The organism is Mesorhizobium sp. M1342, from assembly GCF_040317955.1.
GTDB lineage: Bacteria > Pseudomonadota > Alphaproteobacteria > Rhizobiales > Rhizobiaceae > Mesorhizobium.
Map to the genome: position 1 here is coordinate 16,555 of NZ_JAMYLI010000028.1, position 20,451 is coordinate 37,005.

The 20,451-nt window shown below is 63.4% G+C and carries 20 protein-coding genes; 19 read left to right on the forward strand and 1 reads right to left on the reverse strand.

Features of this window, described 5'->3' with window-relative positions:
- Positions 1–332 precede the first annotated feature (332 nt).
- From NKH06_RS25320 to trmB, 13 genes are all read left to right on the forward strand, one after another.
- Positions 333–1,439: a DUF1513 domain-containing protein gene (locus NKH06_RS25320; RefSeq protein ID WP_352894478.1), complete on the forward strand. Its 1,107-nt coding sequence runs from the start codon at positions 333–335 to the stop codon at positions 1,437–1,439.
- 95 nt (positions 1,440–1,534) lie between these two features.
- Positions 1,535–2,212 (forward strand): tRNA (adenosine(37)-N6)-threonylcarbamoyltransferase complex dimerization subunit type 1 TsaB, encoded by a 678-nt coding sequence (gene tsaB, locus NKH06_RS25325; protein WP_023811417.1) that lies wholly within the window; start codon positions 1,535–1,537, stop codon positions 2,210–2,212.
- A complete protein-coding gene (rimI, locus tag NKH06_RS25330) occupies positions 2,213–2,707 on the forward strand; it encodes a ribosomal protein S18-alanine N-acetyltransferase (protein ID WP_023811416.1) in 495 nt (164 codons plus the stop codon).
- A 21-nt stretch (positions 2,708–2,728) separates the two neighbouring features.
- Positions 2,729–3,529 (forward strand): lyso-ornithine lipid O-acyltransferase, encoded by an 801-nt coding sequence (olsA, locus tag NKH06_RS25335; protein ID WP_023811415.1) that lies wholly within the window; start codon positions 2,729–2,731, stop codon positions 3,527–3,529.
- A gap of 72 nt (positions 3,530–3,601) precedes the next feature.
- Entirely contained in the window at positions 3,602–5,023 is a 1,422-nt protein-coding gene (miaB, locus tag NKH06_RS25340) for a tRNA (N6-isopentenyl adenosine(37)-C2)-methylthiotransferase MiaB (protein ID WP_023811414.1), read from the forward strand.
- A gap of 83 nt (positions 5,024–5,106) precedes the next feature.
- The gene (locus NKH06_RS25345) at positions 5,107–6,099 is read left to right on the forward strand and encodes a PhoH family protein (protein WP_023758127.1); all 993 of its coding nucleotides are present in this window, start codon (positions 5,107–5,109) and stop codon (positions 6,097–6,099) included.
- Between the two features lie 18 nt (positions 6,100–6,117).
- Positions 6,118–6,618 (forward strand): rRNA maturation RNase YbeY, encoded by a 501-nt coding sequence (ybeY, locus tag NKH06_RS25350; RefSeq protein ID WP_023811413.1) that lies wholly within the window; start codon positions 6,118–6,120, stop codon positions 6,616–6,618.
- Between the two features lie 28 nt (positions 6,619–6,646).
- Positions 6,647–7,768 (forward strand): hemolysin family protein, encoded by a 1,122-nt coding sequence (locus tag NKH06_RS25355; protein ID WP_352461276.1) that lies wholly within the window; start codon positions 6,647–6,649, stop codon positions 7,766–7,768.
- 134 nt (positions 7,769–7,902) lie between these two features.
- The gene (locus tag NKH06_RS25360) at positions 7,903–8,373 is read left to right on the forward strand and encodes a VOC family protein (RefSeq protein ID WP_352894483.1); all 471 of its coding nucleotides are present in this window, start codon (positions 7,903–7,905) and stop codon (positions 8,371–8,373) included.
- A 102-nt stretch (positions 8,374–8,475) separates the two neighbouring features.
- A complete protein-coding gene (gene lnt / locus NKH06_RS25365; RefSeq protein WP_352894485.1) occupies positions 8,476–10,068 on the forward strand; it encodes an apolipoprotein N-acyltransferase in 1,593 nt (530 codons plus the stop codon).
- 141 nt (positions 10,069–10,209) lie between these two features.
- A complete protein-coding gene (locus tag NKH06_RS25370; RefSeq protein WP_023811410.1) occupies positions 10,210–10,629 on the forward strand; it encodes a helix-turn-helix domain-containing protein in 420 nt (139 codons plus the stop codon).
- 168 nt (positions 10,630–10,797) lie between these two features.
- Positions 10,798–12,063 carry a methionine adenosyltransferase gene (gene metK / locus NKH06_RS25375; protein ID WP_023811409.1) on the forward strand — a complete coding sequence of 422 codons (1,266 nt, stop codon included), beginning with the start codon at positions 10,798–10,800 and terminating at the stop codon, positions 12,061–12,063.
- A 23-nt stretch (positions 12,064–12,086) separates the two neighbouring features.
- Positions 12,087–12,788, forward strand: coding sequence for a tRNA (guanine(46)-N(7))-methyltransferase TrmB (gene trmB / locus NKH06_RS25380; RefSeq protein ID WP_352894490.1), 702 nt, complete (start codon positions 12,087–12,089; stop codon positions 12,786–12,788).
- A gap of 66 nt (positions 12,789–12,854) precedes the next feature.
- On the opposite strand, the gene NKH06_RS25385 is transcribed toward trmB, so the two are convergent.
- Positions 12,855–13,022: a hypothetical protein gene (locus NKH06_RS25385; RefSeq protein ID WP_013527898.1), complete on the reverse strand. Its 168-nt coding sequence runs from the start codon at positions 13,020–13,022 to the stop codon at positions 12,855–12,857.
- Positions 13,023–13,319: 297 nt separating this feature from the next.
- Between NKH06_RS25385 and rimP the strand changes: the two genes are divergently transcribed.
- The 6 genes from rimP (at position 13,320) to truB (ending at position 20,439) form a co-directional block, all read left to right on the forward strand.
- Positions 13,320–13,964 (forward strand): ribosome maturation factor RimP, encoded by a 645-nt coding sequence (gene rimP, locus NKH06_RS25390; RefSeq protein WP_027161761.1) that lies wholly within the window; start codon positions 13,320–13,322, stop codon positions 13,962–13,964.
- A gap of 49 nt (positions 13,965–14,013) precedes the next feature.
- Positions 14,014–15,609 carry a transcription termination factor NusA gene (nusA, locus tag NKH06_RS25395; protein WP_013527896.1) on the forward strand — a complete coding sequence of 532 codons (1,596 nt, stop codon included), beginning with the start codon at positions 14,014–14,016 and terminating at the stop codon, positions 15,607–15,609.
- Between the two features lie 38 nt (positions 15,610–15,647).
- Positions 15,648–16,298, forward strand: a complete 651-nt coding sequence (locus tag NKH06_RS25400; RefSeq protein ID WP_352894518.1) for an RNA-binding protein — start codon at positions 15,648–15,650, stop codon at positions 16,296–16,298.
- Positions 16,295–18,865, forward strand: a complete 2,571-nt coding sequence (gene infB / locus NKH06_RS25405) for a translation initiation factor IF-2 (RefSeq protein ID WP_352894493.1) — start codon at positions 16,295–16,297, stop codon at positions 18,863–18,865. The genes NKH06_RS25400 and infB overlap by 4 nt, the downstream gene beginning before the upstream one ends.
- A 126-nt stretch (positions 18,866–18,991) precedes the next feature.
- The gene (gene rbfA, locus NKH06_RS25410; protein ID WP_352439655.1) at positions 18,992–19,432 is read left to right on the forward strand and encodes a 30S ribosome-binding factor RbfA; all 441 of its coding nucleotides are present in this window, start codon (positions 18,992–18,994) and stop codon (positions 19,430–19,432) included.
- Entirely contained in the window at positions 19,432–20,439 is a 1,008-nt protein-coding gene (gene truB, locus NKH06_RS25415) for a tRNA pseudouridine(55) synthase TruB (protein ID WP_352439654.1), read from the forward strand. Before rbfA ends, truB begins: the two co-directional genes overlap by 1 nt.
- Positions 20,440–20,451 lie beyond the last annotated feature (12 nt).

Sequence of the window (20,451 nt, forward strand, 5' to 3'; positions counted from 1 at the left end):
GAAACGCCCATAGCTTCGTCATCCTGGGGCGAAGCAAGGAGCGAAGCGACGCAGCGCAGACCCCGGGATCCATGCCGCGACTTCAAAGCGCTGCCGCGGTCCAGAATTTTGCTCCGTTGCACCCGACGGTCAAGGTCACGGCATGGATCCTCGGGTCTCCGCGACGGAGCTTCGCTCCTGCTCCGCCCGTGGATGACGAAGTTCCGGAGGCGTCGGCCAACTTCCAATGTCTGCGATGGATCATTCCAAGAATCGGTAGGTGCCAAGCGTCAGCTCCGATCCGTAATAATCACCGTGTCCTGGAGCGAGCCAGTGCAGGGGAGGATAGTCTCTTGAAAACCTCCCTCATCGATCGCCGCGATTTCCTGAGGGCTGCGGGTATCGGCTTTGCCGCGGCAATGGCGCCGTCGGCCTGGGCAACGACGCTTGCGGCCGACGCCGTCTTCGCCACCGCTTTCGTCAAACGCGACGGCAGCTTTGGCGCTGCCGTCCTGTCCGAGGCCGGCAAGCTCCTGCATGCGATCGACCTGCCCGATCGCGGCCACGATGTCACCTTCGATCCCATATCGAAACGCTCGGTGGTCTTCGCGCGTCAGCCCGGCACCTTCGCCGTGGTTTTCGATCACTCGGGCCGTGACGCGCCGCTGACCATCGCCAGCATCGCCGGCCGGCATTTCTTCGGCCATGGCGTGTTCTCGCCCGACGGGGCGCTGCTTTATGCCACCGAAAACGACTTCGAGAATGCTGCCGGCGTCGTCGGCGTCTACGACGCGCGGGCGAAATTCAGCCGCATCAGTGAGTTCCCGACCTACGGCATGGGTCCGCACGAGCTTCTGCTGCTGGGCGACGGCAGGACGATCGCTGTTGCCAATGGCGGCATCGAGACCCATCCGGACTACGGCCGCGCCGAGCTCAACATCGCCACCATGAAGCCGTCCTATGTGCTGATCGACCGCGTCACCGGCTATGTCATCGAGAAACACGAATTGCCGGCCGCACTGCATCAGCTGTCGATCCGCCACATGGACACCGATCCGGCCGGAACCGTCTGGTTCGGCTGCCAGTACCGGGGACCGGGCAGCGATCGTCCATTGCTGGTCGGTCGCGCCGCGCGCGGCAAGGATCTGCAGTTGCTCGACATGCCGCAGGACGTTTTGTCCGGCTTCCGCAACTACATAGGCTCGGTCGCGGCCAATCGGGCTGCCGGAACCGTCGCCGTTTCCTCGCCGGAAGGCAACTCGCTTGTCGTGATCGATGCGGCCAGCGGCCGGGTCGTTGCGAACAGCGCGTTGGTCGAGGTCTGCGGCGTGGCCCCCGATGGAACCGGCTTCATGGCCACCACCGGCGCCGGCGAGATCGTCGAGGGCAGCGGCGCGACACGCTCCGAACCGGACTATGTCTGGGACAACCACATGCTGCGCATCGAACAGGCCGCATAGTCTACCAGCGAAGCCGTTTAACGAATTATGCACTATCCCCTTGCGGTGGCGGGCCGTGGCGGGCACAGGGAATTGTTTTTCGAACCGGTTGCCTCATGAAATTGCTTGCCATCGACTGTGCCGCCAACCTTTGCGCCGCTTGCGTCTATGATGCTGTGGCGAAGCGGGAGCTTGGCCGCTCGGTGCTCGATCTCGGCAAGGGCCATGCCGAGCACCTGATGGCGGTCACAGCCGAAGCGCTGGAGGCAAGCGCAACCGACTATGCCGGTCTTGGCGCCATTGCCGTCTCTGTCGGCCCCGGTTCCTTCACCGGTCTGCGGGTCGGCGTCTCGACCGCGCGTGGCCTGGCGCTGGCGCTGAAGATACCGGCGATCGGGGTGACGACCCTGGAGGCGCTGGCCGCCGAAGCAGCAGCCGCATTTCCCGGTCGCGCCGTGCTGGCGGCGCTCGATGCCGGCCGTGAGGAGATCCACGCCGCCTTTTACGACGAAACGTCAGCCTTGGCTTACGGTCCGGCCGTGGCCACGCTGGCTGACGTGGTGGCCATGGCGATGGAAACGTCTCCGGTGCTTGCCGGCACCGCGGCAGCGCTCATCAGCGCATCGGCCGGGCGCGAATTTGATGTCGGCCCTCGGACAGCCACCGCCGACATTGTCACCTACGCCCGCCTGGCTGCCGCCAAGGGCGCAGGCGAACGGCCGAAACCACTCTATATGCGCGGCGCCGACGCCAAGCCGCAGGCTGGCTTTATTCTATCAAGGCAAGAAAGATAAATGCGCATACCTTTTCTCCAACCACGCCGCCGGGACTACGCGCTCGAGCCGCTGAGGATCGCCGACAGTCCGGCGGTCTCGCTGCTGCATCGCGAGGACTTTGTCCGCCCCTGGACCGATGGCGAATTCGCCGCCCTGCTCGAACAGGACACCGTGTTCGGCTATGCCGCGCGCGAAACCGGGCAGGGCTCCAAGCCGCCCGTCGGCTTCGTGCTGGCGAGGCTTGCGGCAGGCGAGGGCGAGATCCTGACCGTCGCGGTGGCGCGATCGCATCGTCGCCAGGGGTTGGGCTGGCAATTGATGGACGCGGTGTTGCGCGAACTGCACGCGCAGCGCGCCGAAGCGCTGTTCCTCGAGGTCGATGAGACCAATGTCGCGGCGATCGCGCTTTATCGTCGGCTGGGCTTCCATGAGGTCGGCAAGCGGCCGAATTACTACAGATCGGCCGAACACGGACCGACCGGCGCGCTTGTCATGCGCCGCGATCTTCGCTAGCGACACGGCCGGGATGAGGCGATGATCAAGAAAATCAGGATTTTCCTGGCGCTGGGCCTCGTTGTCGCCGGTTCGCTGGTCCTCGTGCCGTTACAGATCCTGTCGATGAAGACCGGCTGGTGGCCGGAAACCTTCATCCTCAAGATCTGGCACAGGCTGATCGTCAGGGCGCTCGGCATGCGCATCCATGTCAAGGGAACGCTGTCCGACAAGCGCCCGCTGCTGGTTGCGTCCAATCACATCTCCTGGACCGACATCATGGTGCTCGGCTCTTTTGCCGACGTAAAGTTCATCGCCAGGGCGGATATGGAAGGCTGGCCGCTGATCGGCATGCTGTCGAAGCTGCAGCGCACCGTGTTCATCGAGCGCGAGCGCAAGCGATCGTCGGGCGACCAGGCAAGCGAGATTGCCAGCCGCATGGCCAAGGGCGATGCGATGGTGCTGTTTGCCGAGGGCTCGACCGGCGACGGCAATATGGTCCTGCCGTTCAAGAGCACGCTGTTCGGCGCCGCCTCGATGGCGATTTCCGAAGGCGCGGCGGAACAGGTGTTCATCCAGCCGGTGGCGATCGCCTATACGCGTCTGCACGGCGTGCCGCTCGGCCGCCGGCATCGCCCGCTTGCCGCCTGGATCGGCGATGAGGATCTGATGCCGCATCTCAAGGTATTGCTCGCTGAGGGCGCGCTCGACGTCGAGGTGCATTTCGGCGAGGCAATCGCCTTTTCCAAGGGTTCGAACCGCAAGGAGACGTCGAAACTGATGGAAAGCCAGGTGCGTGAGATGATGCAGGCGGCGCTTGCCGACCCGCGGCCGAGCCGGTAGCTCCGGCATGCCCTTGCTGGCGCGCCGAGAATCGTCTGTTTTTTGTCACGGAAAGGCGTTAGAAGCCGCCTTATGGACTTGAACACGATAGAAAGCGACGACATCGGCACTACGGCTGGACAGCCGGCGGTGCTTCCCGCGGCAGCGAGAAAAGTCTTCATCAAGACCTATGGCTGCCAGATGAATGTCTATGATTCACAGCGTATGGCCGATGCGCTGGCTGCCGACGGCTATTCCGCGACCGATGCCATTGGCGAGGCCGACCTGGTGTTGCTGAACACCTGTCATATCAGGGAGAAGGCGGCCGAAAAGGTCTATTCCGAGCTCGGCCGTATCCGCGACATGAAAGCCGAGCGTGCCCTGGCCGGCCGTGAGATGCTGGTCGGCGTCGCCGGCTGCGTGGCGCAGGCCGAAGGCGCCGAGATCATCCGCCGTTCGCCTGCCGTCGACCTGGTCATCGGTCCGCAGACCTATCACCGGCTCCCGGACGTGCTGGCGCGGGTGCGCGGCGGCGAAAAGATCGTCGAGACCGACTACGCCATCGAGGACAAGTTCGAGCATCTGCCGCAGCCCAAGCGCGCCGAGGTCATCAAGCGCGGCGTCACCGCCTTCCTCACCGTGCAGGAAGGCTGCGACAAGTTCTGCACCTTCTGCGTTGTGCCCTACACAAGGGGCTCCGAAGTCTCCCGGCCGGTGGCGCAGATTGTCGCGGAGGCTGAGCGCCTGGCCGAAGCCGGCGTGCGCGAAGTGACGCTGCTTGGCCAGAACGTCAATGCCTGGCATGGCCGGGGCGAGGCCAAAGGGGGCAAGACCGAGGAGTGGGGCCTTGGCCGCCTGCTCTTCAGGCTGGCCGAAATCCCCGGGCTGGCGCGTCTGCGCTACACCACCAGCCACCCGCGCGACATGGATGACGAACTGATAGCGGCCCATCGCGATCTGCCGGCGTTGATGCCCTATCTGCATCTTCCGGTGCAATCCGGCTCCGACCGCATCCTCAAGGCGATGAATCGCCGGCACACGGCGAGGGATTATCTGGCGCTGCTCGACCGTATCCGTGCCGCGCGGCCTGACATCGCGCTCTCCGGCGACTTCATCGTTGGCTTCCCCGGCGAGACAGAAGCGGATTTCGAGGCGACGATGGAGTTGGTGCGTCAGGTGAATTACGCCTCGGCCTTCTCGTTCAAATATTCGCCGCGCCCCGGCACGCCGGGCGCCGAAATGTCCGATCATGTGCCCGAAACGGTCAAGGACGAGCGCTTGCAGCGGCTGCAGGCTCTGCTTGTGAAGCAGCAGCAGGATTTCGGCTTGAGCCTCGTTGGAAGCACCATCGACACGCTGATCGAGAAGCCCGGCCGTCAGGCCGGCCAGAAGGTTGGCCGCTCACCTTGGCTGCAGCCGGTTATTGTTGATGAAAAGGCCGGCGAAATCGGTGACATTATCCAGGTGCGAATCACGAAGACGGGCTACAATAGCCTGTTCGCCGAATTGGCCTGAGGGTCTCGGCAGATGAGGAGAGACGGTTGAGCGCAGCAGAGCTGAAGAACCTGCCCCCGGTACCGGCATCTGGGGCTTCTGACATGGCGCACATCGTTCTGACTTTCGACAACAACAAGCTTGCCAGCGCCCTTTATGGTCAGTTCGACGAAAACCTCGCCAGGCTGGAGCAGAAGCTTGGCGTCGACATCCGCTCACGCGGCAACCAGCTGACCATCAAGGGTTCGGCGTCGGCCGCCGAGCAGGCGCGCCGCGCGCTCGACAATCTCTACGGCATTCTCCAGAAGGGCGTCGATATCGGCCAGTCCGACGTCGATGGCGCCGTGCGCATGGCGATTGCCGCCGACGATCAGCTGACCCTGCCGACGCTGGAGCGTAAGGGCAAGGTTTCCGCCGCCCAGATCGCCACCCGCAAGAAGACGATCTATGCCCGTTCACTCAACCAGGACGCCTATATGCGGGCGCTGGAACGGTCGGAACTGGTGTTCGGCATCGGCCCGGCCGGCACCGGCAAGACCTATCTGGCGGTGGCGCATGCGGCGATGCTGCTCGAGCGCGGCATGGTCGAGCGCATCATTCTCTCGCGGCCTGCGGTCGAGGCCGGCGAACGGCTGGGCTTCCTGCCCGGCGACATGAAGGAGAAGGTCGATCCCTATCTGCGGCCGCTCTATGATGCGCTCTACGACATGATGCCCGCCGACAAGGTTGAGCGCGCCATTGCCGCCGAAGTGATCGAGATCGCGCCGCTCGCCTTCATGCGCGGCCGCACGCTGGCGCATGCCGCCGTCATCCTCGACGAGGCGCAGAACACCACGCCGATGCAGATGAAGATGTTCCTGACGCGTCTGGGCGAAAATTCGCGCATGATCGTCACCGGCGACCCGACCCAGATCGACCTTCCCTCCAACACCAAATCGGGCCTGGTCGAAGCCTTGCGCGTGCTGGACGGTGTGGCGGGCGCGGTCACCGTGCGCTTCAACGACGGCGATGTGGTCCGCCATCCACTGGTGGCGGAAATCGTCAGGGCCTACGACCGGGACGCCAAGCTGGCGCGCGGCCTCGGCGCCGAGAATTGATGTTGACGATGCGGCTTCATGCCTGAGGACATAATATCCGGCGACGGGAATGTTCCCGTCGACATCGACATATCGGTTGAGGCGGGCAACTGGCCCGACGAGGTAAGCCTGACGCGGCTGGTCGATGGCGCGGTCAAGGCGGCTTTTGCCGAAACCGGCGTGGCGGGCCGTTCCGAACTCAGCCTCGTTTTTACCGACGACGCCCATGTCCAGCTCCTCAATGCCGGCTGGCGCGGCAAGGACAAGCCGACCAACGTCTTGTCTTTCCCGGCTTTTCCGTTTGCGCAAGGCGGTCCGTTGCCGCCGATGCTGGGCGACATCGTGCTGGCCGCCGAAACGGTCGCCCATGAAGCGGCACTGGAAGACAAGCCGGTCGAGAACCATATCACCCATCTCGTCATCCACGGCCTGCTGCATTTGCTGGGCTACGATCACGAGACCGAGGCCGAGGCCGAGGCGATGGAAGCCGTCGAACGCGCGGCGCTTGCAAGGCTTGCCATTCCCGACCCCTACGCGTAACTACATCTGATCAATTGACCGGACGACGATGAACGACAAACCAGAGACTGCCGCCCGCCCCGACGCCGGCAGTGCGAACAAGGCTTCCGACACGTCGGAAGAGGGATCAAGTCCGAGTACCGTTACGTCTGGCGCTAGCAGTACCTCTGCTGCTGCCGGTGCTGGCAGCGCTGCCAGCGCTGCCAGCGAGACGTTGCCTGCCGGTCCCTCAATGTTCGACCGCGTTCTGGGCCTGTTCAGGCAACGCAACGGAACCAGCCTGCGTGAGGAAATTGCCGGCGCGCTAGCCGAGACGACGAGCGATGCCGGCGCCTTCTCGCCCGGCGAACGCGCCATGCTCAACAACATCCTGCGGCTGCGCGAAGTGCGCGTCGAGGACGTCATGGTACCGCGCGCCGACATTCAGGGGGTCGAAATCACGACGACGCTCGGCGATCTCCTGGGCACTTTCGAACAATCCGGCCATTCGCGCATGCCGGTCTATTCCGAGACGCTCGATGATCCGCGCGGCATGGTCCATATCCGTGACGTGCTGGCCCACATCACCAAGATCGCGCGCGTCAAGAAGGGCCGCACGACCAGGAAAACCCCCGCTGCCACGGTTCTCGATCTTGCCCAGGTCGACCTCGCACGCACCATTGGCGACCTCAATCTGATCCGCCCGGTGCTGTTCGTGCCGCCGTCGATGCTTGCCTCCGACCTGATGGGCCGCATGCAGACGACGCGCACCCAGATGGCGCTGGTCATCGACGAATATGGCGGCACCGACGGCCTCGCCTCGCTGGAAGACATCGTCGAGATGGTGGTCGGCGACATCGAGGACGAGCATGACGACGACGAGCCGATGATCACCCAGAGCGGCGACGGCGTGTTCATCGTCGACGGCAAGGCCGAGATCGACGACGTCGCCAAGATGATCGGCGGGGATTTCGCCGCCGGTGAACATGGCGAATATGTCGACACGATCGGCGGCATGATTTTCAACACGCTTGGCCGTGTTCCGGCCCGCGGCGAGGTGGTGCAGGCCATACCCGGCTTCGAGTTCCACGTCCTCGACGCCGATCCGCGCCGCGTCAAGCGCGTGCGCATCGTGCAGAGCCAGAAGGGTGAGCGCCGCCGGCGCGCCACCGCGCGCACCGAACAGGCGTAAGCATGATGCCGAAAAGTTGCAGACTTTTTGGATGAACATCATGCGGCAAAACCAGGGCTTAAGCATGATGCCGAAAAGTTGCAGACTTTTCGAATGAACATCATGCGGCAAAACCAGAATCCAGGCGCTTAGGGATGGCGGTCGAGGACCCCTTCAAGCATCCAAGTCTGGGGTCCGGTGTCTTCTACAAGGACCCTCGTGCCGCGCTGGACTGGCTTGAAGCAGCATTTGGCTTTGAGCGCAGCATGGTGGTCAGCGATGCCGAGGGAAAACTCGTCCATGCAGAGATGCGGTTCGGCGACAGCTACATCATCGTCGATTCCGAATGGAGCGATTATGTTGCCAGCCCGGCTTCGGTCTTGGGCAAGAACACGCAGTCGATCTATGTCAGGCTGAAGCGCGGCCTGGATGCGCATTGCGAGCAGGCGCGGGCGGTCGACGCTGATATAATCCAGGAGCCGGCGGATCAGTTCTACGGCGAGCGCCAGTATCGTGCACGCGACCCCGAGGGCCATGTCTGGACCTTCACACAGACCATTCGTTCGGTTCCGCGCGAGGAGGCCGAGCGGCTGGGCGGCGTCCAAATCGAGGGTTGGCACCGGTAGGGCAGGGCCGAAGCTGTGCATCTCAGCCAGCCCATCCGCCGTTTGGAGCGCGGAGCGCAGCCTGTTAAATCTTGTGTCCTGATTCGCGACTCGGAAGTATGCATGGAGCGCCTCACCGGCCGGATAATTCTGCTTTGGGGTTGGCGGCGTGCGCTCGTGGCGTTTCTCGCAGGCGCTTTTGCCGTGCTTGGGCAGGCGCCTTACGATTTCTTCGCCGCCTGTTTCGTCTCGTTTCCGCTGCTGGTCTGGCTGCTCGACGGCGCCACCGGCGAAGCTTCCGGCAGCCTGTTCCAGCGCCTGCGGCCGGCTTTCGCCGTCGGTTGGTGGTTCGGTTTCGGCTATTTCCTCGCCGGCCTCTGGTGGATCGGCTCGGCGCTGCTGGTCGAGGCCGACAGTTTTGCCTGGGCGCTTCCCTTCGCGGTGGTCGGCATTCCTTTCATGCTCGCCTTTTTCTACGGCTTTGCGGCAATCGTTGCCCGGCTGCTGTGGAGCAACGACATTGGCCGCATCGCCGCCCTTGCCTTCGGCTTCGGCCTGGCGGAATGGCTGCGCGATTTCCTGTTCACCGGTTTTCCCTGGAATGCCGTCGGCTACGCGGCCATGCCCGTGCCGCTGCTGATGCAGAGCGTCTCGGTGACGGGCATGATCGGCATGAACGCGCTCGCGGTGTTCGTCTTCGCATTGCCGGCACTGCTGGCGGCACGTCGGCATCTGCGCCTCGGCGCGGCACTGTTTGTCGTGCTCGCCGCCGCCCATGTCGGCTTCGGCTATGTCAGGCTTGCCGCTCCCGAACCGCCAGCTTCACGCAGCCTGGATGTCCGCATCGTCCAGCCGGCCGTTGACCTGTCGGAAAAATGGGATGCCTCGGTGCGCGACCGCATCTTCGCGGTCCTGGTGGGGCTCTCGGCCAAGGCGCCGGACCCAGGCCATCAAAAGCCGCAACTGATCTTGTGGCCCGAAACCTCGGTGCCGTTCCTCTTCACCGAGCGTCCGGACGCATTGACGGCGCTGGGGGACATGCTCGGACCCGGCCAGATGCTGATTGCCGGCGTCGTTCGCGAGGAAGGCGGTTCGGCCGCGAATGCCGACAGCCGTTACTACAACTCCGTGGTGGCGATCGACGACAAGGGTGAAATCGCTGACGCCGTCGACAAGGTTCACCTGGTGCCGTTCGGCGAATACCTGCCTTTCGCCGATCTGCTCCAGCGTTTCGGCATCGAGCAACTGGTTGCCGGGCCGATGAGTTTCGCGGCCGGCAATGAGCGCCACGCCATCACGCTGCCCGATGGCATCCGTGCGCTGCCATTTATCTGTTATGAGGTGATCTTTCCCGATCTTGTGGCAGTTGACGCTGCGTCAGCGCAGCTTATTGTGAACGTTACCAACGATGCGTGGTTCGGCGACACGCCGGGTCCGTATCAGCATTTCAGGCAGGCCCAGATCCGTGCGGTGGAAAATGGATTGCCATTGGTGCGTGCTGCCAACAACGGCATCTCGGCCGTCGTCGATCCGCGTGGGCGCATCGTCGATGCGCTTGCGATCGACGCACGCGGCGCCATCGACGCCCACATACCGATTTCCGGACAGGCGCTCATATCTCCCGGCCAACGGCGCATTAACGGAATGCTGATCATGTTGCTGTTTGCCGTTGGGGCAGCGCTGTTGAACGTAAGGCAAAGGCTACGGGTGAATTGACAGCCCACACATTAGAAACTCATACTGTAAGTGCCTGAAAATTTCTCGAAGCCGGTGGATCGTTCTGTTGGGGCAGTTGCCTCCGGCTTTGTTTGGGCAGGAAAAAAATAGAGAAAGCCGAAAAAATTCGGCGAGGAAAAAATGACAGAAGACAACAAGAAGAAACCGAATCCGATCGACATCCATGTTGGCAGTCGCATCCGGCTTCGCCGCAACATGCTGGGAATGAGCCAGGAAAAGCTGGGAGAAAACCTCGGCATCACATTTCAACAGATTCAGAAATATGAAAAAGGCACCAACCGCGTCGGCGCCAGCCGATTGCAGGCGATAGCGTCCATACTCGGCGTGCCTGTCGCCTTCTTTTTCGAGGATGCGCCCGGCCAGGAGCCCGTGGCGGGCCGCGGATTTGCCGAGGACGCGTCGATGGCTTTCGCCGTCGAATTCTGCGGCAGTCCCGAAGGACTCCAGCTCAACCGGGCCTTTGTCAAGATCGCGGACGCCAAGGTGCGCCGCAGGATCATAGACCTGGTCAAGTCCCTCTCCACCGACGATCCCGACTGATCGGCAATCACGCCAGGACTGGCGGCGTCTTGCCGCCGGTGGCACAAGATAACTGCATCGACATCATGCCAGAACCGAAGCACCGCTTGACGAGCGGCGCTTCGCCCCGCTAACACGTGGCGCGCCAAAATCGGCAGCCTGCCGATCGTTTTTCAAGAGGGGACACCCGTGACGCGGCAGAACTACTTCTTTACCTCGGAATCCGTTGCCGAGGGCCATCCCGACAAAGTCTGTGACCGGATTTCCGACGAGATCGTCGATCTGGTGTATCGCGAAGCCAAGAAGACCGGCATGGACCCGTGGAAAGTCCGTGTCGCCTGCGAGACGCTGGCCACCACCAACCGTGTCGTGATCGCCGGCGAAGTGCGTGTTCCCGACACGTTGCTCAAGCGGGACAAGGCCGGCAATATTCTCAAGGATGCCGCCGGGCATTCGGTCGTCAATCCGGCCAAGTTCAAATCGGTCGCCCGCAAGGCGATCCGCGAAATCGGCTACGAGCAGGCCGGCTTTCATTGGAAAACGGCGAAGATCGAGGTTCTGCTGCACGGCCAGTCGCCTGACATCGGCCAGGGCGTCGACAATGCCTCCGACCGTCAGGGCGAAGAGGGTGCCGGCGACCAGGGCATCATGTTCGGTTACGCCTGTCGCGAGACGCCGGATCTGATGCCGGCGCCGATCTACTACAGCCACAAGATCCTCGAACTGCTGGCTGCCGCCCGTCACGAAGGCAGCGGTGAAGCCGGCAAGCTCGGGCCGGATGCCAAGAGCCAAGTCACCGTTCGCTATGTCGACGGCAAGGCCGCCGAGGCGACGCAGATCGTGCTGTCCACACAGCATCTCGATGCGAGCTGGGATTCGAAGAAGGTCCGCAAGGTCGTCGAACCCTATATCCGAGAGGCGCTGGGCGACCTCAAGATCGCCGACGATTGCATGTGGTACATCAATCCGACCGGCAAGTTCGTCATTGGCGGGCCGGACGGCGATGCCGGACTGACCGGCCGCAAGATCATCGTCGACACCTATGGTGGTGCCGCACCCCATGGCGGCGGCGCCTTCTCCGGCAAGGACACCACCAAGGTGGATCGTTCGGCGGCCTATGCGGCGCGCTACCTGGCCAAGAACGTCGTGGCGGCGAAACTCGCCGACCGCTGCACCATCCAGCTTTCCTACGCCATCGGCGTTGCTCAGCCGCTGTCGGTCTATGTCGACTTGCACGGTACCGGCAAGGTCGACGAGGCAAAGCTCGAGGACGCGTTGCGCACGGTGATGGATCTGTCGCCGTCGGGCATCCGCCGTCACCTCGATCTCAACAAACCGATCTACGCCAAGACGTCGTCCTACGGCCATTTCGGCCGCAAGGCCGGCCGCGATGGGTCTTTCTCCTGGGAAAAGACCGATCTCGCCAAGGCGCTCAAGGACGCGGTCGCCGCCTGACAGCGGCACCGCAAAGTCCCGCCATGGATCCGAAGGACAGACCAAGCCGCGCGACCGAAGCCTTTTTCGGTCGCCGGCGCGGCAAGACCATGCGCCCGCAGCAGGCGGCCGCGCTGGAAAGCGGCTTCGGCACATATCGGCTCGATCTGGCGGCCGAGCTGCCGGCTGATCTCAGCGCTTTGTTTGAGACGGATGTCCGCGCGGTTCGCCTCGAGATTGGCTTCGGCGGTGGCGAGCATCTCCTGCATCGTGCGACCGAGGCCCCAGCGATCGGCTTTATCGGCGTCGAGCCCTTCGTCAACGGCATGGCCAAGATGATGATGGCGGTGCGCGAGAAACCGCTCGCCAATTTGCGGGTTTATGACGACGACGCCACAAGGCTGCTCGACTGGCTGCCGCAAGCCTCGCTCGACGGCATCGATCTGCTCTATCCCGATCCTTGGCCGAAGAAGAAACACTGGAAGCGGCGCTTCGTCAGCCCGGTCAATCTCGGGCGGTTCGCGCGTGTGCTGAAGCCTGGTTCAAAATTCCGCTTTGCGTCCGACATCGACACCTATGTCAACTGGACCCTGCTGCATTGCCGCGCGCATGGCGCGTTCGCATGGCAGGCTTGCGAGGCGGCGGACTGGCACCGGCCCTACGAAGGCTGGCCGGGCACCCGTTACGAGGCCAAGGCCATTCGTGAGGGCCGGCGGCCGGCCTATCTTACCTTCATTCGGAAATAGGCTCGCGGTCTTAGAGCAATTCCAGGAAAGGTGTGAAACGGTTTTCCGTCCGGAATTGCGTCAAAGCTAGAAGCGGCGGCCGATGCGATCGAAGGCGGCAGGCTCGACGCCGAGGTTGCGCAGGTCGTCGGCGCGCGGCCTGCGACCGGCTTCCACGGCCCGTGAAGCGGCCACGGCGCTGCCGAATACGGTGAAGAAGTCGCCTATTGCAGAAAATATCTTGCGATTGCTCATGATCATGTCCTTTCGCGCACGTGTGACGCACGGCCACATTTGTGCGGCGCAACATAAATAGGTGCGTTTCGGCGCCGATCCCATGGGTATCGCCGCATAGGCGCCATGCGCCCCATGCAACGCTGGCGCGGGCCGCCTCGATGGCGGCGTTGCCCGACCAGCACAGCGGGCTTGAAACACAGGCCATGATCGTTTATATCAGCCTCAAATTCTTGGTCGGTATGACGAAGAGTGGGTCCACCCGGTCCCGCTCTTTTTTATTACCTGCCGATAACTTGGTAGAACGACAGGGCTTCAATGACTGCAACGGCAAGCGAGGGCGACGATCGCATCATCCGCGAAAGCGGCATCGATGCGCGCATCGCGCTGATCGTCCAGCCGGTCCTGCGTGGCATCGGCTTCCGCCTCGTGCGGGTGCATCTGTCGGGCCAGAACGGGCTGACGCTGCAGATCATGGCCGAACGCGAGGACGGCACCATGACCGTCGAGGATTGCGAAGAGGTCAGCCGCGCGGTGTCGCCGGCGCTCGACGTCGACGATCCGATTGAAAAGGCCTATCATCTTGAAGTCTCGTCGCCCGGCATCGACCGGCCGCTGGTCCGTAAATCGGATTTCACGACCTGGACGGGCCATCTGGTGAAGATGGAAACATCGATGGTCGTCGCCGACCGCAAGCGCTTCAAGGGCAAGATCGCCGAAGCCGGCGAAGACGATGTGCTGATCGAGCGCGACAAGGCCGCCTATGGCGAGGAGCCGACGGTGCGCGTCCCCTATGATGCGATTGCCGATGTGCGCTTGATCCTGACAGACGATCTTATCCGCGATGCCCTGTCGAAGGACAACAGGGCGCGCAAGGAAGCCAAGAAACGCCGCGGCGAACCGGACGACGACGAGTCGGGTGCGGAAGCGGACGCCACGGAAGAACACGAACAGGAACTATGATTGAGCTGCCGGGCGCAAAGGTCCGGCAAACAGGCTCGGGAGAAAAACGATGGTTGTAAGCGCCAACAGACTTGAATTGCTGCAGATCGCCGACGCGGTCGCGCGTGAAAAGTCGATCGACAAGTCGATCGTCATCGCCGCCATGGCCGATGCGATCCAGAAGGCGGCGCGCTCGCGTTACGGTCAGGAGACCAACATCCGCGCCGACATCAACCCGAACACCGGTGAGATGAAGCTGCAGCGGCTGATGGAAGTCGTCGAGAAGGTCGATGACTACGCCACGCAGATCGCCATTTCCTCGGCGCGCGAGCGCAATCCCGACGCTCAGCTCGGCGACTTCATCGCCGAACAGCTGCCGCCCATGGATTTCGGCCGCATCGCCGCCCAGTCGGCCAAGCAGGTCATCGTGCAGAAGGTCCGCGAGGCCGAACGCGACCGCCAGTATGACGAGTACAAGGACCGCATCGGCGAGATCGTCAACGGTACCGTCAAGCGCGTCGAATACGGCAACGTCATCGTCGATCTCGGCCGCGGCGAAGCGATCATCCGCCGCGATGAGCTGATCCCGCGCGAGAACTACAAATATGGCGACCGCGTCCGCGCCTATGTCTACGATGTGCGCCGCGAGCAGCGCGGCCCGCAGATTTTCCTGTCGCGTACCCATCCGCAGTTCATGGCCAAGTTGTTCACCATGGAAGTGCCGGAAATCTATGACGGCATCATCGAGATCAAATCGGTCGCCCGCGACCCAGGTTCGCGCGCCAAGATCGCCGTCATCTCGCGCGACAGCTCGATCGATCCGGTCGGTGCCTGCGTCGGCATGCGCGGTAGCCGCGTCCAGGCCGTCGTCGGCGAATTGCAGGGCGAGAAGATCGACATCATTCCGTGGTCGCCTTCGGCGGCGTCCTTCATCGTCAACGCGCTGCAGCCGGCGGAAGTCGCCAAGGTCGTGCTCGACGAGGATGCCGAACGCATCGAAGTCGTGGTTCCCGACGACCAGCTGTCGCTGGCCATCGGCCGCCGCGGCCAGAACGTGCGTCTCGCTTCGCAGCTGACCGGTTGGGATATCGACATCCTCACCGAGGCCGAAGAATCCGAGCGCCGCCAGAAGGAATTCGTCGAGCGTTCGTCGCTGTTCATGGAAGCCCTCGACGTCGACGAGATGGTCGGCCAGGTGCTGGCCTCCGAAGGCTTCACCAGCGTTGAGGAAGTCGCTTATGTCGATTCCGGCGAGATCGCCTCGATCGACGGTTTCGACGAGGACACCGCTTCGGAAATCCAGACCCGCGCTCGCGAATATCTGGAGAAGATCGAGGCCGAGCACGATGACAAGCGCAAGGCGCTTGGTGTTTCGGACGAATTGCGCGAAATCCCCGGCGTCACCACCGCCATGATGGTGACGCTTGGCGAGGACGGCGTGAAGACGATCGAGGATTTCGCCGGCTATGCCGCCGACGACCTGACCGGCTGGAAGGAACGCAAGGACGGTGAGACCAAGGTCTATCCGGGCGTGCTGGCCAATCATGGCGTGACCCGCGCAGACGCCGAACAAATGGTTCTGGCCGCCCGCCTCAAGGCCGGCTGGATCACCGAAGACGAGCTTGCAGCCGAAGAAGTCTCGGCTGACGAAGCCGTTGGTGCGTGAGGTGAAACCGCATCGCACCGAACCCGCCCTTGGACGAGATGAACGATCGCACCTGCATCGTTACGCGCAAACAAGCCGAACCGGATGATCTGATCCGGTTTGTCGTCGGCCCGGATTCGGCCGTCGTTCCCGACATCAAGAGAAATCTGCCCGGCCGCGGTTGCTGGGTGAGCGCCGACCGCCTACATATCGACAAGGCTGCGGCGAAGAACCTCTTTGCCCGCGCCTTCAAGGCACAGGTGGTCGTGCCGCCCGATCTTGGCGGCATGATCGACGGGCTACTTTCCAGGCACGCTCTGGGCATGCTTGGTCTTGCCCGCAAGGCAGGCGCAATTTCGCTGGGTGCCACCAAGGTCGAAAGTGCTGTCCGCGGTGGATTGGCGCTTTTCGTGCTCCACGCGACCGAGGCGTCCGACGACGGCGTGCGCAAGATCAGCCAGGCGCGACGGGCGACAGTCCATCTCGGCGGGCCCGCTATCCTTGCCTACAAACTTTTCTCCGAGGCCGAGTTGAGCTTGGCATTGGGGGGTGCAAATGTGATACATGCTGCCGTTCTCGCGGGAGACGCGGGCAGGGCGGTCCAGAAGCGCATGGTTGCGCTCGACCGGTATCGGGGCGGTTCCCCGGACGATCTGGCAATGCTTGCGGCTGTTGCTGACGAAGATGATGCCGCAGAGGATATGGAATGAGCGATACGAAATCGGGTGACGACAATACGCTGAGTGTGACGCCGAAGAAGACCTTGACGCTGAAGCGCCCCGGTATGGAACAGGGCACTGTGCGCCAGAACTTCTCGCACGGCCGCACCAAGCAGGTCGTCGTCGAAACCAAGAAGCGCAAGTTCTCGATGCCCGGCGACAAGCCGGAGCCTGTTGCCGCCCCCGTCTTCACACCGAAGCCGGCGGTCGTGGCCGCACCCGTCGTCGTGCCGGAAGCACCGAAGGCGCCACCACCGCCGCCGGCCCCGGTCGAACGCAGCGGTATGGTGCTGAACGAACTGTCGCGCAGTGAAATGGAAGCGCGCCGCAGGGCGCTCGAGGGCTCGAAGGTTCGCGAGGTCGAGGACCGCCAGCGCGCCGCCGAGGATGCCAAGCGTCGCGCCGAGGACGAAGAGCGCCGCAAGCGCGAACGCGATGAATCCGCACGCCGCCAGGCCGAGGAAGAGGCGCGGTTGCAGACCGAGGCAGAATCCCGCCGTCGGGCTGAGGAAGAGGCCCGTCGACGCGCGCCATTGGCCGCCGAACTGGCAACAGTCGATGACGAGGAAGTGGCCAAGCCGAAACGTGTTGGTGCCGGCGCCCCGGTGCGCCGTCCGGTCACGCCCGAAGTGGCGCGTCCGGCCAAGCCGACCAAGGCCGAGGAAGACCGCCGCCGCGGCAAGCTGACGCTGAATTCAGCATTGTCCGACGAAGACGCGCGAGCCCGGTCGCTGTCGTCGATGCGTCGCCGCCAGGAAAAATTCAAGCGCGCGATGCACAATGAGCCGCGCGAGAAAGTCATGCGCGAAGTGATCCTGCCAGAGACCATCACCATCCAGGAACTGGCGCAACGCATGTCCGAGCGCGCGGTCGACCTGGTCAAGTTCTTCATGAAGCAGGGCCAGATCCTGAAGCCGGGCGACGTCATCGACGCCGACACGGCCGAGCTGGTTGCCACCGAATTCGGCCACACGGTCCGCCGCGTCGCCGAGTCCGACATCGAGGAAGGCCTGTTCAACATCGCCGACAGTGCCGAGGACCTGGTTTCGCGTCCGCCGGTCGTGACGATCATGGGTCACGTCGATCACGGCAAGACCTCGCTGCTCGACGCGATCCGCAACGCCAATGTCGTCTCCGGCGAAGCCGGCGGCATCACCCAGCACATCGGCGCCTACCAGGTCGAGAAGAACGGTCACAAGATCACCTTCATCGACACGCCCGGCCACGCCGCCTTCACGGCGATGCGTGCTCGTGGCGCCCAGGCGACCGACATCGCCATCCTGGTGGTTGCGGCCGATGACAGCGTCATGCCCCAGACGATCGAATCGATCAGCCATGCCAAGGCGGCCGGCGTTCCGATCATCGTGGCGATCAACAAGATCGACAAGCATGATGCCGATCCGCAGAAAGTGCGCTCCGAACTGCTGCGCCACGAGGTCTTCGTCGAATCCATGGGCGGTGAAGTTCTGGACGTCGAAGTGTCGGCGACCAAGGGCACCAATCTCGACAAATTGCTCGAGGCGATCCTGCTGCAGGCCGAAATTCTCGACCTGAAGGCCAATCCGGATCGTACCGCCGAGGGTGTCGTCATCGAAGCCCAGCTCGACAAGGGCCGTGGTCCCGTTGCCACCGTGCTGGTGCAGACCGGCACGCTGATGCCGGGCGACATCCTTGTTGCCGGCAACGAATGGGGCCGGGTGCGCGCGCTGGTCAACGACCGTGGCGTGCAGATCAAGGAAGCGCCGCCGGCGATGCCGGTGGAAGTGCTTGGCTTGCAGGGCACCCCGCAGGCCGGCGACCGCTTCGCCGTGGTCAACAACGAGGCCCGTGCCCGCGAGATCACCGAATACCGCCAGCGTCTGGCGCGCGAGAAGGCGGTTGCCAAGCATGCCGGCCAGCGCGGTTCGCTCGAGCAGATGATGTCGCAATTGCAGACAAGCGGGCTGAAGGAATTCCCGCTGGTCATCAAGGGCGACGTGCAGGGCTCGATCGAGGCGATCAACGCCGCGCTCGACAAGCTCGGCACCGACGAGGTGCGTGCGCGCATCGTCCATGCCGGCGCCGGCGCCATCACCGAAAGCGACGTGTCGCTGGCCGAGACTTCGGGTGCCGCGATCATCGGCTTCAACGTTCGCGCCAACGTCCAGGCACGTGCCGCTGCAGCGGCGGCTGGCATCGAGATTCGCTATTACTCGATCATCTACAACCTTGTGGATGACGTGAAGGCGGCTCTGTCGGGCCTGCTGTCGCCGGAGCGTCGCGAGACCTTCATCGGCAACGCGCAGATCCTCGAGATCTTCGACATCACCAAGGTCGGCAAGATCGCCGGCTGCCGTGTCACCGAAGGCAAGGTCGAGCGTGGTGCGGGCGTGCGCCTGATCCGCGACAACGTCGTCATCCACGAAGGCACGCTGAAGACGCTGAAGCGCTTCAAGGACGAAGTTTCGGAAGTCCCCGGCGGCCAGGAATGCGGCATGGCCTTCCAGAACTACGAGGACATGCGAGTCGGCGACGTCATCGAGTGCTTCCGCGTCGAGATGGTGACCCGGACACTCTGAGTTCGAGTGACTTGTCCATACCGGGCGGTGGCCGAGAGGCCGCCGCCCGAGGTCTATTGAGAACGACCCATATGAGACATGCGGCACGGTCCCATCCCGCGCCTCACGCTTTCAGGATAGAGAAAAATGCCCCGTCCAACCACATCCAGCCCATCCCAGCGCATGCTGCGCGTCGCCGAACAGGTGCGCCATGCGCTATCCGAAACCCTGCAGCGCGGCGAGATCATCGATCCGCTGATCGAGAACACCGTGGTGTCGGTCTCGGAAGTGCGCATGTCGCCCGATTTGAAGGTCGCTACCGCTTTCGTCTCGCCGCTCGGCGCCAAGGATACCGATGCGGTGGTCGAGGCGCTGAACAAGCATGCGAAATTCGTCCGTGGCCGTGTCTCCGGCGCGCTGCGGCAGATGAAGTTCATGCCGGAGTTCCGCTTCAAGCTCGACACCTCCTTCGACAATTTTGCCAGGATCAATGACCTGTTGAAGTCACCTGAAGTGGCGCGCGATCTGGGTCCTGAGGACCAGGAAAACGCGGATCAGGGCAAAGACGACAACAAGGACACCGAATAGTGGCGCGCCGCGGCAAGAAGAAGGGCCGGCCGATCTCGGGCTGGCTGATCCTGGACAAGCCGGTCGGCATGGGCTCGACCGAAGCCGTCTCCAAGATCAAATGGCTGTTCCAGGCCGAAAAGGCCGGCCATGCCGGCACGCTCGACCCGCTGGCGTCCGGTATGCTGCCGATCGCGCTTGGCGAGGCCACCAAGACCGTTCCCTACGTGCAGGACGGCGCAAAGATCTATCGCTTCACCGTTGCCTGGGGGCAGGAGCGCTCCACCGATGACCTCGAAGGTCCGGTGACGAAAGAGTCCGACCTGCGCCCGTCGCAAGCCCAAGTGCTCGCCCTGCTGCCGAAATACACTGGCGTCATCATGCAGACGCCGCCGCAATTCTCGGCCATCAAGATCGCGGGCGAGCGTGCCTATGATCTGGCCCGCGACGGCGCGACAGTCGACATACCCGCGCGCGAGATCGAGATCGGCCGTCTGGACGTTGTCGAGCATGGCGCCGACCATACCGTTTTCGAGGTCGAATGCGGCAAGGGCACCTATGTGCGCGCGCTGGCCCGCGACATGGGCCGCGACATCGGCTGTTTCGGCCACATTTCCGAATTGCGCCGGGTCGAGGTCGAGCCGTTCACGGCGGAGGATTTCGTCACCATTGCCGAACTGGAAGCCGCCCGTTTCGGTGTCCAGGACGAAGACAGCACGACGGACGTCACGGACGCAACGGAAGCCGCTGACACGACAGAGGCTGTCGACAAGGTGGAAGTACCAATCGACTTCGACGCCATCGATGCGCTTCTGGTCGATACATCGGCCGCCCTTGACTGCCTGCCGCAGATCGCCATCAGCGACGATGCGGCGACCAAGGTCCGCCTCGGCAATCCAGTCATCATCCGCGGCCGTGATGCACCGGTGGTAGCCGAGGAAGCCTGCGCCACGGCGCGCGGCAAGCTGGTCGCCATCGGTGCCATCGAGCAAGGCATGTTCAAGCCCAAGCGGGTCTTTGCCGGGTGACTCCTGTCGTCT

Excerpts from the sequence above, each read along its gene's own strand:
- tsaB (WP_023811417.1), top strand. The coding sequence starts at position 1,535 with ATGAAATTGCTTGCCATCGACTGTGCCGCCAACCTTTGCGCCGCTTGC.
- rimI (WP_023811416.1), top strand. The coding sequence starts at position 2,213 with ATGCGCATACCTTTTCTCCAACCACGCCGCCGGGACTACGCGCTCGAG.
- olsA (WP_023811415.1), top strand. The coding sequence starts at position 2,729 with ATGATCAAGAAAATCAGGATTTTCCTGGCGCTGGGCCTCGTTGTCGCC.
- miaB (WP_023811414.1), top strand. The coding sequence starts at position 3,602 with ATGGACTTGAACACGATAGAAAGCGACGACATCGGCACTACGGCTGGA.
- NKH06_RS25345 (WP_023758127.1), top strand. The coding sequence starts at position 5,107 with ATGGCGCACATCGTTCTGACTTTCGACAACAACAAGCTTGCCAGCGCC.
- ybeY (WP_023811413.1), top strand. The coding sequence starts at position 6,118 with ATGCCTGAGGACATAATATCCGGCGACGGGAATGTTCCCGTCGACATC.
- NKH06_RS25355 (WP_352461276.1), top strand. The coding sequence starts at position 6,647 with ATGAACGACAAACCAGAGACTGCCGCCCGCCCCGACGCCGGCAGTGCG.
- NKH06_RS25360 (WP_352894483.1), top strand. The coding sequence starts at position 7,903 with ATGGCGGTCGAGGACCCCTTCAAGCATCCAAGTCTGGGGTCCGGTGTC.
- lnt (WP_352894485.1), top strand. The coding sequence starts at position 8,476 with ATGGAGCGCCTCACCGGCCGGATAATTCTGCTTTGGGGTTGGCGGCGT.
- NKH06_RS25370 (WP_023811410.1), top strand. The coding sequence starts at position 10,210 with ATGACAGAAGACAACAAGAAGAAACCGAATCCGATCGACATCCATGTT.
- trmB (WP_352894490.1), top strand. The coding sequence starts at position 12,087 with ATGGATCCGAAGGACAGACCAAGCCGCGCGACCGAAGCCTTTTTCGGT.
- NKH06_RS25385 (WP_013527898.1), bottom strand. The coding sequence starts at position 13,022 with ATGAGCAATCGCAAGATATTTTCTGCAATAGGCGACTTCTTCACCGTA.
- rimP (WP_027161761.1), top strand. The coding sequence starts at position 13,320 with ATGACTGCAACGGCAAGCGAGGGCGACGATCGCATCATCCGCGAAAGC.
- nusA (WP_013527896.1), top strand. The coding sequence starts at position 14,014 with ATGGTTGTAAGCGCCAACAGACTTGAATTGCTGCAGATCGCCGACGCG.
- NKH06_RS25400 (WP_352894518.1), top strand. The coding sequence starts at position 15,648 with ATGAACGATCGCACCTGCATCGTTACGCGCAAACAAGCCGAACCGGAT.
- infB (WP_352894493.1), top strand. The coding sequence starts at position 16,295 with ATGAGCGATACGAAATCGGGTGACGACAATACGCTGAGTGTGACGCCG.
- rbfA (WP_352439655.1), top strand. The coding sequence starts at position 18,992 with ATGCCCCGTCCAACCACATCCAGCCCATCCCAGCGCATGCTGCGCGTC.